The 14,054-nt window shown below is 33.9% G+C and carries 12 protein-coding genes; 7 read left to right on the forward strand and 5 right to left on the reverse strand.

The window, feature by feature from the left end:
* The first annotated feature begins 113 nt into the window (after nt 1-113).
* The gene (locus ACGK9U_RS12290) at nt 114-401 is read left to right on the forward strand and encodes a hypothetical protein (protein WP_394466676.1); all 288 of its coding nucleotides are present in this window, start codon (nt 114-116) and stop codon (nt 399-401) included.
* A gap of 189 nt (nt 402-590) precedes the next feature.
* Here ACGK9U_RS12290 and ACGK9U_RS12295 read toward each other — a convergent pair whose 3' ends face one another.
* The 5 genes from ACGK9U_RS12295 to ACGK9U_RS12315 all read right to left on the reverse strand — a co-directional run bounded on the left by ACGK9U_RS12295 (nt 591) and on the right by ACGK9U_RS12315 (nt 8,022).
* Complete coding sequence (locus ACGK9U_RS12295) at nt 591-1,487, reverse strand: aldose 1-epimerase (RefSeq protein WP_394466677.1); 897 nt, start codon at nt 1,485-1,487, stop codon at nt 591-593.
* 172 nt (nt 1,488-1,659) lie between these two features.
* Nucleotides 1,660-3,069 carry a purine-cytosine permease family protein gene (locus ACGK9U_RS12300; RefSeq protein WP_394466678.1) on the reverse strand — a complete coding sequence of 470 codons (1,410 nt, stop codon included), beginning with the start codon at nt 3,067-3,069 and terminating at the stop codon, nt 1,660-1,662.
* Between the two features lie 43 nt (nt 3,070-3,112).
* Nucleotides 3,113-4,483, reverse strand: coding sequence for an FGGY-family carbohydrate kinase (locus ACGK9U_RS12305; RefSeq protein WP_394466679.1), 1,371 nt, complete (start codon nt 4,481-4,483; stop codon nt 3,113-3,115).
* 9 nt (nt 4,484-4,492) lie between these two features.
* Entirely contained in the window at nt 4,493-5,773 is a 1,281-nt protein-coding gene (locus ACGK9U_RS12310; RefSeq protein WP_394466680.1) for a sugar isomerase, read from the reverse strand.
* 143 nt (nt 5,774-5,916) lie between these two features.
* On the reverse strand, nt 5,917-8,022 hold the full coding sequence (locus ACGK9U_RS12315; protein WP_394466681.1) for a bifunctional aldolase/short-chain dehydrogenase: 2,106 nt from the start codon (nt 8,020-8,022) through the stop codon (nt 5,917-5,919).
* A 319-nt stretch (nt 8,023-8,341) separates the two neighbouring features.
* On the opposite strand from ACGK9U_RS12315, the gene ACGK9U_RS12320 reads away from it, so the two are divergent.
* From ACGK9U_RS12320 to kduI, 6 genes are read left to right on the forward strand one after another with little or no spacing between them, the layout of a single operon-like run.
* Entirely contained in the window at nt 8,342-9,154 is an 813-nt protein-coding gene (locus tag ACGK9U_RS12320) for an SDR family oxidoreductase (protein ID WP_394466682.1), read from the forward strand.
* A 17-nt stretch (nt 9,155-9,171) separates the two neighbouring features.
* Nucleotides 9,172-10,332 carry a mannonate dehydratase gene (gene uxuA / locus ACGK9U_RS12325; RefSeq protein ID WP_394466683.1) on the forward strand — a complete coding sequence of 387 codons (1,161 nt, stop codon included), beginning with the start codon at nt 9,172-9,174 and terminating at the stop codon, nt 10,330-10,332.
* Between the two features lie 10 nt (nt 10,333-10,342).
* Nucleotides 10,343-11,080, forward strand: a complete 738-nt coding sequence (locus tag ACGK9U_RS12330) for a (Fe-S)-binding protein (RefSeq protein ID WP_394466684.1) — start codon at nt 10,343-10,345, stop codon at nt 11,078-11,080.
* 3 nt (nt 11,081-11,083) lie between these two features.
* Entirely contained in the window at nt 11,084-12,451 is a 1,368-nt protein-coding gene (locus ACGK9U_RS12335; RefSeq protein ID WP_394466685.1) for a lactate utilization protein B, read from the forward strand.
* A complete protein-coding gene (locus ACGK9U_RS12340) occupies nt 12,444-13,025 on the forward strand; it encodes a lactate utilization protein C (RefSeq protein WP_394466686.1) in 582 nt (193 codons plus the stop codon). Before ACGK9U_RS12335 ends, ACGK9U_RS12340 begins: the two co-directional genes overlap by 8 nt.
* A gap of 59 nt (nt 13,026-13,084) precedes the next feature.
* Entirely contained in the window at nt 13,085-13,927 is an 843-nt protein-coding gene (gene kduI, locus ACGK9U_RS12345; RefSeq protein ID WP_394466687.1) for a 5-dehydro-4-deoxy-D-glucuronate isomerase, read from the forward strand.
* The last annotated feature ends 127 nt before the right edge of the window (nt 13,928-14,054 follow it).

Here is a 14,054-nt window from a genome sequence, read left to right on the forward strand (position 1 = left end):
TATAACATGACTTAAAAATGTTATAACACCGCAAGGTTAATATCTTGTATATTTACAATATTAAATAATCTTAAAATCAGGGTATTATGAAAAAATCATTTATTTTGTTGTTAATGATGTTGTCATTAGTAGCATTACCAAACACTGTTATGGCTGTTGAAAAAGCTCCTATTAATACAACAGCACCGGCTCCAACTGAAATTCCAGCGGAAGTTAAAGTCATGTTGAATCGTTTAGAAGAAATTAAAGCTATGGACAAATCGACTTTAAGTTCTTCTGAAAGAAAGGAACTACGTAAAGAAGTACGAACTATTAAAAAAGATGTAAGAGCTTCAGGAAATGGACTTTATATTTCATCGGGAGTTATTATTATCATCTTACTTTTAATCATTATACTTTAATAAAGTAACCCGTTGGGTGTAATTATTCTAAAAAGTCAATTTTATACTAATTGTCACATTGAGCTTGTCGAAATGTTTTTTTTAAAGTCTTCGACAAGCTCAGACTGACATTTAAATTCTAATTAGCTTATGAGTTTCAAATCAAATAAAAACTGATTTTCATTAATTACACCCAACGATTTAAAGTAATTATATCAATTTAACACTCCAATTTAGTTGATATGTTTCGTTAGGTTTTAAAATCTGTAAACCCATTTTGTTGTTAAAACTATCAGACACACCAGTGGTTGGTTCTATAGCAATGGTGTTTGCTTTTGGTGGTGTATAAATTTGTAAAAAGTTTTCTTTAGAAGAAGCACTTATTAAAAGCTTATAATCTGGCGTGTTAAATTGTGTTTGGTTGGTATTTAAAATAAAACAATCATCTAATTTTTTGTCTTTAATCTCAAAATTTGATTCGCTATTAATATTAACAACACCAGTAGTTATACAACGCTCATCAAAAACAAGTTGTTTGTTACTTTCAAAATTAAGTGTGCTGTTAAATAAGTCACTACTACTAAAATAAGGGTGCCAACCAAGTGTAAAAGGAAATGCTTTGGTATCGGTATTTTTAACCAATACATTAACATCTAGCGAGCTCTTTTTTATGATATATTCAAGTTGAATAGAGTAGGTGTATGGGAAACCTCTTGATTCTTTGTTTTCAAGATACTCGAATGTAATAGAAATAGAATCTTCTGTTTCGTTTAGATTAATAATCTGAAATGTTTTATCAAAAACCAAACCATGTAGGGCATTATTATTTCCTGTTTCATTAATATCAAATTGAAACGCTTCATCATTAAAAGTATATTTACCATCTTTTATTCTATTGGCAAACGGAAATAATATAGACGATGCATAAGTGTTGTTGTATGTTAAGGGAGATAAATCTTCAATAATAGTTTTACCATTAAGTTTTAATTCCTGCAAGCTTGCGCCCAGATTGATACAAAATTTTGCATAACATGATTTATTTGAGTTTTCTATTTCAATATATTCTAATTGATTAGAATTGTTTAAGGTCTTTTTTATAGTATACAATGTCTTCTTTTTTATTGATACGAGTAATGCAAATATACTAAGTGCTTGTTAAATTTCTTAAATAAAAGAGTGTATGTATTGTAGTTGTTTATTGCATTATTTAATAAATAAAAATCCGTAAACAGTACTGTTTACGGATTCATGTTTTAATTTAGATATAATCTGTTTTCTATTATTTTTTTTGAAATTGTTTACTGAAAACAAGAAACAAAACACCACATAATAACCAGGTTGGTAAGGTTACAAACGATAAGAAAATATCAAACTTTAAAGATAAAGAATAGAAGATACCAAAACTAATCGCCCAAGCCAGTAGTACCGACTTATTAAACTTTATATTGGCATGTTCTGCATAATTTTTAATAACGCCATATTTTTGAGAAAAGAAATGTTCAAAAACAATAACTGCTCCAACAGGTGCTAATATGAAGCCATAAAGAGCTACAAAGTCTAATAATTTCATGGCGAATGCAGGAAATAAACCCGCTATGGTTGCAATAGTACCCGCTAAAATAGTTACCCAAAATGTAGACAGTTTAGGAATGATGGCTTGAAAAGCTAAACCAGCTCTGTAAATGGTTGGGTTTGCAGTAGTCCAACCAGCCAATACAACAGCAATAATTCCAAAAATACCAATAGCGTTATAAGCTAACGGGCCAGGAGCTACTGGAGGTGCTTCACCATTTGATAAAAAAGTTTGTGCTTCAGGTGAATTTAAATATACAGCATATAATAAACAAGCAGCAATCCACGCCATATAATGACCTACATACATACCTGCAGCGGTTGTCCACCCTGAACTTGCTTTTTTAGCAAAACGAAATACTGATAAATCGGACATACCAATGTGCATAGCGGCATTTGCAAACCAAGACCATATAACAACATGCCAAAAAGTATATTTTATTTGCCCAGGAAAAGGGTCTCTACCTTCACCCCAAATATCCCAAAATTGTGATAAGCTAGAAACACCTAATTGATTTAATGCTACCACACCGCAGGCTAAAAAGGCTAGAACAATAATAGGGGACATCCAATTGGCAGCTTTAGAAACCGTATCGTAACCTCTAGCAGCTATAATAGATATTACAGCACCAAGCGCAAGTACAATAACAACCCAAGTAATACCATTAGGAAGTGTATCTGATAATTTGGGCATAGGCATATCAAAAGGAATACCAACAGCAGTAGCCGATACCGTTATCATAGAACCTGCTAAAAAACAAAACAAAATACCATTTGCAAGGTTATAGCCCGTAACTAAGTTTTTACCACATATTTTTTCTAGTTGAAAATATAAGGTCAATCTGTTTTTAACAGCAATTTCAGCAGTTAAGTATCTCCAACATAATACGGCTAATAAATTTCCAATTAGAAGTCCAATAATTAAATCGAAAGCACTAACACCTGCAGTTAAAAACAAAGGACCAATCATAAATTCGGTACCAGCAGCATGTTCGCCAGCATACATACCTAAAAAGCTTTTCCAACTTTTTAATTTTGATTGTGGTACAGGGGTTCTTTCGAACTCGCCTCCAGCAATTTGTTCTATTTCTTCAGCTTCTATATTAATTTGGCTCATAGTGTTGGTTTTATTTAGTTAGTTTTGGTAAAGTATAAATTAGTTATTTTATAATAAAAGGTACGTGTTTTTTTAGTGAATAATTCTTTTTAAGGAATTTAGAATTTAACTCGGTATCTGAAATTGAAATAGCTGCTCCTAAGGCAGAACCTAACGACGAATCGGTAGTTCTTAATTTCATGTTTCTAAAATGGTGCGATAGTAATTTTACAAAAAGATCGTTATCGCTAAATCCTCCATCTATATATAATCTTTTTATAGAGTCGCCACCAATAACTTCTTTAATGCTTTTTATTTGAAGTAGTACCAACTCTGTCATTAATTGGTGGTAAGCATCTTCAAACTTGGTATAAGATATTTTAGTTTCAGAAGGCATATTACTATCCGTTAAACTTTCCCATTTAAACATATGTTTGAAATCTTTCATAATTTCAGAATATGTATCGTAATCAAATTTTACATGGCGATGGTAATCTTCAGAAACACCAAAATGTTTATCTAATTTTTTTACCTGAATTTTGTATTCGTTCCCTAAAAACAAACGGGTTGCTTTTACAGGTTTCCCATTGATTCGCATGTAATTTATAGAATCTTTATCGTGAGTATCTTCAATAATAGGATGGTCTGTAAAAGGGTTTAAAGTGATGCTCCAAGTACCGGTAGAAACCAATACGAATTTTTTCTTAACACTTCTAACATAAGGTAATAGTGCCGATGAACTATCGTGAATACCCACACCAATTTTGATGCGTTTCCCATTATAGTTCATGTTGATGCTCGTTTCGGTAGAAACAATTTTGGGCAGGATATTATTCAGTTCTTCTTTATAAACCCATTCATGGTAATCCTTTTTCGTATAATCCCAAAGCGCTGTATGGCAACCAATACTGGTGTATTCACTTAACGGAATGCCCGTAAAAACATAACTAAGATACTGCGGTAGGTGTAACGAGTATTTGATTTTTTTAAAAACTTCTGGTTTGCTATATTTTAGCCAATAGAGTTGTAAACCGGAGTTTAGCAAACTCAAATCGAAACACCCTGTTGTTTTGAGAAACTCTTCTTTAGGGCCATACTTTTGTAAAAACGAATCTATAATGCTTTTATCGATAGGTTTTGTGTAGTTGTAAAGTGGCGTAAGTACTTCGCCGTTTTCATCTAAATGCACAAAACTGGCACCATAGGTTGAAAAGTTTATGGCTTTTACATTAAATTCTGAAGCCTTAAGAATGTTTTCGAATACATTTTTCAACCACGTTTGAAGCGCTTCTAGGTTTTCAGTAGGAAAACCATCTTCATCTTCAATTTCATCAAAGTGTATGTATTCCTTATAAACTTCCTTATAGTCTTTATCAAAAAGAAAGAATTTTTTATTGGTTTTCCCGATGTCAAATACAGCTGTTACGTCTATCATACCAAACTATTATAAACCTGTTGCTACGGTGTTTTTACCTCTTTCTTTAATTAATGAATTTCTAACGTCCAACGAGCGATATGCTTGAATTGGGCTTAATGCACCACCTCTTTCCAATCGTGCTTTTGCCAATAACGGACGCACATCGGTTCTATAAGCATCTTGTAAAATTTCTTGGCATTTAACCACATCGTTATCCAATTGTGCTGCTTTTAATAAATCTTGATCTACCAAAAGTGCTTTGGCATAAGCTTCTTGAATGGCTTCTAACGATTGTATTAAATCTTCTAACGGATCTTTTACATTGTGACTTGCATCAATCATCCACGCTAAATCTGGATTTTGAGGATTGTTTTCCATGCCGTAAACCAATTCATTGAAAATTAAGAACAATGCATACGGCTTGATGCTTCCAACGGTTAAATCGTCATCACCATATTTACTATCGTTAAAGTGAAAACCACCCAGTTTTCCTTTCAATTGTAAAATAGAAACAATTTGTTCGATATTTGAATTTGGAAGGTGATGACCTAAATCTACCAAAGTAAAGGCTTTATTACCACATTCGTTGGCAAGCATTAATGAAGCGCCCCAATCTTGAATAACCGTACTGTAGAAGTTTGGTTCGTAGGGTTTGTATTCTATTAATAATTTCCAATCGTCCGGTACACTTTTGTAGATGGTTTTTAAACTGTCTTGTGTGTTTTGAAAAGCCGTTTGAAAGTTATTCTGACCAGGAAAACAAGACCCATCGGCCAACCAAACGGTTAAAGCTTTAGAACCTAGTTTGTTTCCAATATTGATAACATCAATGTTATGCTGAATGGCCTGTTGCCTTACTGCTTCACTTGTATTACTTAAAGAACCGTATTTATAGCTTTCTTTTGCGTTTTTTTGATCTTGAAAGGTGTTTGAATTAACAGCATCAAACTTAATATCCAAACCACTTGCTAATTCTTTAATAGCATTATAATCTTGGGGAATGTCCCAAGGAATGTGAAGCGATACAGCACCAGCCGTTTGTGTTAAAGCATGTAAAACACCTACGTCTTCAATTTTTTGTTCTAAGCTTGAAGGCTCGCCATAAAATGAAAAACGTCCAAAACGTGTACCGCCAGCGCCTAATGCCCAACTTGGAATGGCAACTTGAAAGTCTTGTAGTTTTTTAATGATGTTGTTAACATTAGTACCTTTTTTTGACAAACTATTTGATAGAAAATCAAAATGCTCTTGATGTGATTTTAAATCCTTACTGTTAACGTCTTGTATATTGTTCTGTTCTATTTTCATGAGTTGGTAATTTTATTCTTTAGTAGTAGGATAGCCTTAGATTTGTTGTCATGGGATAATTTGGTTATTTTAAAAAAAAACTCCCATATATATTTTAATATGCTATGGAAGTTTTTTACAAACTAAAACTAACTCAAATTTTCTTATCTAACAAAGGCATTTGCCATACCTCCATCTACATTTATAATATTTCCTGTAGATTTATCTAGAATTCCCACGAAAGTGAAAACACCATTTGCAATATCAGCAGGAGTTATAATTTCATTTAATAAATTTCTTTTTGCGTAAAAAGCAGGTAGTTCTTCAACCGTAATACCATTTGCTTTCGCTCTACCTTCAGCCCAAGCACCTTCCCAAATTTTGCTACCTACAATAACGCCATCTGGATTAACGGTGTTTACACGAACTTTATCTTTAGCTAATTCAGCAGCTAATAAACGAACCATGTGTTGTTGCGCTGCTTTTGCAGTTCCATACGCCACATTGTTAGGACCCGCAACCAAACCGTTTTTACTAGCAATTGAAATATAATCGCCACCTAAACCTTGTTTACGTGTAATAGCAGAGAATTGTTTTGCTAAATCAAACTGACCTTTTACTAAAATACTTTGTAAAATGTTCCAGTCTTTATCAGTGGTATCTTCTAAAGCTTTAGAAATAGCTAAACCAGCACTGTGCACAACAATATCAACACCACCAAACTCTAAACATGCTTTTTTGTAAGCAGCAGCGATAGATTCGGTATCGGTAACATCGCAAATCGCATAGGTAGAAACATCACGTTTGTAAGTAGCGTTCGCTTCAATCAAACTTTGTTCGTTAATATCGGTCAATACTACAACGGCACCTTCAGCAGCTAATTTATCGGCAATAGCTTTACCAATGCCTCCGCCAGCACCTGTTACTAAAGCAACTTTGCGAGATAAAGGTTGTTCTTTAGGCATTCTAGAAAGTTTCGCTTCTTCTAGTAACCAGTATTCAATATCAAAAGCTTCTTGTCTTGGTAAAGATGTGTATTCAGTAATCGCTTCAGCACCACGCATTACATTAATAGCGTTAATGTAAAACTCACTTGCTACACGTGTTGTTTGTTTATCTTTTGAAAAACTGAACATACCAACGCCTGGGTAAATAATAATTACAGGATTTGGGTCGCGCATTGCTGGACTATTCGACTTTTTGCAAGTATTATAATAATCGGCGTATTCTTTTCTATATTGTTCAAAAGCTGGTTCTAGTTTTTCAAGAATGGCTTTTGAATCGGTTAAATCTTCATTTTTATCTAACGTAAGTACTAAAGGTTGAATTTTTGTTCTTAAGAAATGGTCTGGGCAAGAAGTACCTAACGGTGCTAATCTAGCCAAATCATTACTATTTATAAATTCTAAAACAACATCGCTATCAGAAAAATGACCAATCATTCGTTTTTCTGAAGAACATAAGCCTCTTAATAAAGGCATTAATTGAGCAGCTTTTTCCAAGCGTTCTTCTTTTGCTAGACTTTCAACTTTTTTCCCACCAAAAACAGAACCTTTTTCCTTTATTTTATTTTCAATATATTCAGAAGCCATTTCAATAACTTCTAAACTATTCATATAGCATTCGTAAGATGTATCTCCCCAAGTAAATAAACCATGGCTACCTAAAACGATGCCGCGAATTCCAGGGTTATCTGCTAAACATTTTTCCAATTGAAGACCCAAGTCGAAACCAGGACGTTGCCAAGGCACCCATCCCATAGTATCTCCCCAAATTTCTTTGGTTACTTTCTCACTATCTTTAGCAGCAGCTACAGCAATAAGAGCATCTGGATGTAAGTGATCTATATGAGCAAATGGTAACAATCCATGAAGTGGTGTATCAATAGATGGTGCTTTGCTATCTAAGTCGTAAATGCAGTGGTTAAACAACCCTACCATACGGTCTTCATCACTTAAACCACCATAAACATTTTTTAAATCACGCAATCTTCCTGTATACAAACCTGCAATTCCTGAACGTGTTAAGGTACCAATGTCTCCACCTGAACCTTTTACCCACATAACTTCAACTTCTTCATTGGTTAAAGGGTCTTTTTCTATGGTTTTACAACTGGTGTTACCACCACCGTAGTTAGTGATTCTTAAATCCGCACCTAAAATGTTTGAACGGTATAAAAATAAGGCTACTTGGTCATCACCTAAGGCGTTTGCTTTTTCGTTATCCCAAAGATAATCTACGTATTTGAAATTTTTTGCAAGTGTGTTCATGAGAAATATTAAAGTATTACAAAGCAAAAATAAATCAAGATTAGAAGGTTTCTATCCTGTACTGTACTGTAATTTTCGATTGTTTATTAAAATTTATGAAATTTTTGTTTTAAATCTTTTAAATTTATTTCACTTTAATGAATAAAAAAGATAGTTTTATAATTTTCACAATATCATAAATGGCTAAAAATCTTTATGATATAAAAAATAATCCAATTAAATTACACTGGCAGTATAGTACAGGGCAGTATTAATGTAGAATATGTGTAAATTTGTTTTTTAATTTTATTTAGTGATAAAAAAATAACAGAAGTTAAATATGAACTTATTCAGTGTTGAAAATAAAGTAGTGCTTGTAACTGGCGGTGGCGGCGTACTTGGAGGCAATATGGCCGAATATTTATTAAAAAACGATGCCATAGTTATTATTTTGCATTATAAGCAGGATACAGTTGATGAAACTATAAAAAGAATGCAATCAATCAGTAAAAAGGTTGATGGCTATGTTTGCAACGTTGTTGATGAAAAGAGTCTTCAAGAAGTATCTGATGCTATTATGGCTAAGTATGGTAAAATAGACATTTTAATAAATGCGGCAGGAGGGAACATGCCTGGAGCAACCGTTGGTCCAACACAATCGTTTTTTGATATCAATTTAGACGACTTTAAAAAAGTAGTCGATTTAAACTTGTTTGGAAGTATTATTCCATCTATTGTTTTTGGTAGAGAAATGGTTAAAAACAAGCAAGGTGTTATTATTAATATATCCTCAATGGCTTCAGAAAGAGCTATTACTAGAGTAGCTGGTTATTCAGCTTCAAAAGCAGCGATTGATAATTATACTAAATGGTTATCAGTAGAGTTGGCTTTAAAATATGGCGACGGACTACGCGTAAACGCTATTGCTCCCGGATTTTTTATAGGCAATCAAAACAGGGCTTTGTTGTTAAATGAAGATGGAAGTTATACCGATAGAGGTAATACCATCATAACAAACACACCAATGAGACGTTTTGGTGATGCCGATGAATTGAATGGTGCGTTGCATTATTTGTGCTCTGAAGCTTCAAAATTCGTAACAGGCATTACCATTCCTGTAGATGGAGGGTTTAGTGCTTTTAGTGGTGTTTAATTTATATATAAGTAAAAATGCAAGAAACATTCAGATGGTTTGGGGTTTCAGACTCCGTAAAATTATCATACATAAAACAAGCAGGTGCAACAGGAATTGTAACCGCTTTGCATCATATTCCAAATGGTGAAGTTTGGGAAGTAGAAGAAATTTTAAAAGTTAAAAATGCTATTGAAGCGCACGATTTAGAGTGGAACTTTATTGAGAGTATTCCCATTCACGAGAACATTAAATTGCGTAAAGGCGATTATTTACAACGTATTGAAAATTACAAACAAAGTTTAAGAAACGTTGCTTCTTGTGGTATTAAAAATGTGTGCTATAATTTTATGCCTGTTTTAGATTGGACACGTACTGAATTATTTTGGGAATTGCCAGATGGTAGTACCGCCTTACGTTTTGATAAAGTGGATATGGCAGTTTTTGAAAAATTCATTATGCAGCGTGAAGGTGTTGAAGATTCTTATACTTCTGAAATTTTAGAAAAAGCCAAAGTACGTTTTTCTGAAATGACTTCAGAAGAAAAACAACATTTAGAAGATAATGTTTTAAAAGGCTTACCTGGAACGGTGGACGATTTAACCATTCCAGTTTTTAAAGAAATGATTGCCCAATACGATAATTTATCGCATGCCGATTTAAAAGCTAATCTGTCTTATTTTTTAAATGAAGTGATTCCAGTTTGTGAAGAAAATGGAATAGTAATGGCAATTCATCCAGACGATCCACCAATGGATATTATGGGGCTACCAAGAATTATTAAATCGGAAAAAGATTTGGAAGATTTGGTTGGTTTTATAGATAGTCCGTCAAACGGAATTACATTTTGTACAGGTTCTTTGGGAGCAAATCCAAATAACGATTTACCTAAAATGATTCGGAAATTCGCAGACAGAATTCACTTTCTTCATCTCAGAAACGTAAAAAGAGAAGCAGATGGAAGTTTTTATGAAGACAACCATTTAGAGGGTTCATCCGATATGTACGAGGTTGTAAAAGCCGTTTTAGAAATTGAAAAAAGGAGAAACATACAATTGCCAATGCGTCCAGATCACGGGCATCAAATGTTGCAAGATTTAGATAATAAAAGTGCTTATGCAGGCTATACTGCCATTGGACGTTTACGCGGTTTAGCAGAATTGCGAGGTTTGGCACTTGGTATTTCAAAAAGTATATAAAAAAGAAAAAATGAAAGTTGGTTTATTTATACCATGTTACATCAATCAATTATATCCACAAGTAGGTATTGCAACCTTAGAACTTTTAGAAAAATTAGGGGTTGAAGTGGTTTACCCTATGGGACAAACATGTTGCGGACAACCGTTGGGTAATTCAGGATACGAGGACGATTCAAAAGGAATTTGTCAATTATTTGTTGAAAATTTTAAGGAATTCGATTATATCGTCGGACCTTCGGGTAGTTGTGTGTATCATGTAAAAAAACATTTTGATATTTTAGAACAAACAGAAGATGTAAAACGTGTTAGAAAAAACACTTACGAACTGTGTCAGTTCATCTATGAAGTATTAGGTAAAACCAATTTAGGCGCATCATTTCCACATAAAGTAGGCATTCATAAAAGTTGCCATGGACTTCGTGGTTTGCGTTTAGGGTCTTGTTCCGAACGTATGGATGCTCATTATTCAACTGAAGAAAGTCTACTAAAAGAAGTAAAAGGTTTGGAATTGAAAACCTTGAATAGGGTAGATGAGTGCTGTGGTTTTGGAGGAACTTTTTCAGTATTTGAAGAAGCCATTTCAGTAAAAATGGGAAAAGATAGAATTCAAGATCATATTGATAGCGATGTAGAAGTAATTACAGGCGCAGACCATTCGTGTTTAATGCATTTAGAAGGGTTGATAAATAGAAATAAGCAACCTTTAAAGGTGATGCACATAGCAGAAATTTTAAATAGCAGTATCTAAATTATGGCACACGCAGACGAAGCAGCAATATTTAATAAAGACGAAGCAAAAGTAGATTGGCACGACAAAGCCTTATGGTTTGTTAGACAAAAACGAGATAAATCGGCCCATAAAGTAAAAGGTTGGGAAGAGCTCCGTAATTATGCATCGGCTATTAAAGCGAACGTATTATCAAATTTAGACACCTATCTTCTTCAGTTTGAAGAAAACGCCCAAAAAAATGGGGTTACCGTACATTGGGCAGCCAATGCTGAAGAACACAATAAAATTGTGCATAGTATTCTTCAAAAGCATGATGCGAAGAAAATCGTAAAAAGTAAATCAATGCTTACTGAAGAATGTCATTTAAACCCTTATTTGGAAAAGCACGATATAGAGGTGATCGATACCGATTTAGGTGAACGCATCGTGCAATTGGCACAAGAACCACCTAGCCATATTGTACTGCCTGCTATTCATAAAAAGAAAGAAGAAGTAGATGTGTTGTTTCAAGAACATTTAGGAACAAAACCGTGTGATGGTGACCCACAATATTTAACCGCCGAAGCCAGAAAGCATTTACGCAGTAAATTTTTAAAAGCCGATGCCGCTATTACGGGCGTTAATTTTGCTGTAGCCGATACCGGAGGTTTTGTAGTTTGCACCAACGAAGGAAATGCCGATATGGGTGCGCATCTAGCTAAAGTACATATAGCTTGTATGGGGATGGAAAAATTGATTCCGCAAGAAAAACATCTAGGTGTCTTTTTACGTTTGTTGGCTAGAAGTGCTACAGGGCAACCTATTACAACCTATTCGTCATATTTCAATAAACCTGAGCCAGGTAAAGAAATGCACATTGTTATTGTTGATAATGGTAGAACCGAACAATTAAGTCGTGAAGATTTTAGAGCGTCGTTACACTGTATTCGTTGTGGTGCTTGTATGAATACCTGCCCTATTTACAGACGTAGTGGTGGACACAGCTATAAAGCTACCATTCCGGGGCCTATTGGTTCTATTTTATCACCAGGAATCGATTTGAAAAAACACAGTTCTTTACCGTTTGCATCTACGCTATGTGGTTCGTGTTCTGATGTTTGTCCGGTAAAAATCAATATTCACGAACAGTTATACAAATGGCGCCAAGTTATTGTAAAAGATGTACCGCAGCCCATTGTTAAAAAAACGATTTTAAAAATGGCCGGCAATGTGTTGTCAAACTCCAAAATTTATGGTTTTATTGGGAAATCTTCACGTTTTATGTTGAAATATACACCACGTTTTATGGTATATTCTAAACTGAACGCTTGGGGAAAGGCTAGAGATTTACCTGAAGTAAAAGGTGATAATTTTGATGAATGGTATAAAAAAAGAAAGAAAAATGAGTAGAGAATCTATACTAAACGCAGTTAAAAAAAATAAGCCGGAAGGGTTGCCTTTACCAGAAATTAATTTAGATTTTTTTAGCGAAGAGATTAATTTGATAGAAACTTTTGTTGAAAATTTAACGTTTGTTGGTGGTAGAGCTGTTCAATTAGAAAATGAAGCACAATTGGACGAAGAAATAAAGAAACTTTATCCGAATGCTTCTAAAATAGTTTCAACAACCAAGCTATCGCAATTAGGAACCATTGCCATTTCTAAAGAAATAGACCCACATACCTTAGAAGATATTGATTTAGCGATTATAAAAGGGGAGTTGGCAGTTGCCGAAAATGGAGCTATTTGGGTTACAGAAAATGACGTTATTGTTCGTGCCTTACCATTTATTACCAACGATTTAATTTTGGTAGTATCAAAAAATGCTATTTATTTGCATATGCACCAAGTTTTCGAGGCAATTTCTAAACGAGATAGAACCTTTGGGGTTTTTATTTCCGGTCCATCAAAAACTGCCGATATTGAACAATGTTTAGTTGTTGGCGCACACGGAGCCATAAGTTTAACCGTTTTTATTGTTTAAATTGCAAGCTTTGGTGTTCAAACACTACAATTATTTATAAAAACTAAAATTATAAAATTATGTCAATCACTTATGAATCGCGTTATGCATCAAGCCCACAAGGAGTAAAAGGGTACGATACAGCGCAATTAAGAAATGAATTTTTAATCGAAAATCTTTTTGAATCAGATAAAATAAATTTGGTTTATTCACATTACGATCGTTTTATTACGGTAGGTGTTTTACCGGTTAACAAAGCTATTGCCTTAGAAACTATCGATCCTCTTAAAGCGCCTTATTTTTTAGAAAGAAGAGAGTTGGGTATTATTAATATAGGGGATGCCGGTATGGTAACCGTAGATGGTACCGCTTATGAATTAAACCATAAAGAAGCATTGTACGTTGGTCAAGGTAACAAAGAAGTTGTTTTTTCTAGTAAATACAGCAGTAACCCAGCTATGTTTTATATCAATTCAACACCTGCACATAAATCTTATCCAACAAAAAAAATTGGAATTGATGATGTTGAAGTTATTGAGTTGGGTACACCTGAAACTGCTAATGCACGTACTTTAAGAAAGTACATTGTAAATAGTGTGGTTGATGTTTGCCAATTACAAATGGGAATGACCTCTATAAAAGTAGGAAGTAGCTGGAACACGATGCCAGCACACGTACACGACCGTAGAATGGAAGTTTATTTCTATTTTGAAATTCCGGAAGGACAATCAGTATGTCATTTTATGGGTGAACCACAAGAAACCAGACATATTTGGATGCAAAACAACCAAGCGGTAATTTCACCACCATGGTCTATACATTCTGGATCAGGTACTAGCAACTACTCATTTATTTGGGGAATGGCGGGTGAAAACTTAGATTATGGCGATATGGATGTTTGTAAAATTCCAGAGTTGAGATAAAGAACAACTTTATATGAAAAACCCTTAAGCTTTAAAAGATTAAGGGTTTTTTGTTTTAATTAAAATTAAGATAAAGAAAGTTTTTTTTTACTAATACAGTATGATTATTTAAATACATTTATCTATA

This window comes from Mariniflexile sp. HNIBRBA6329 (genome assembly GCF_043558645.1).
Taxonomy (GTDB): Bacteria; Bacteroidota; Bacteroidia; order Flavobacteriales; family Flavobacteriaceae; genus Mariniflexile.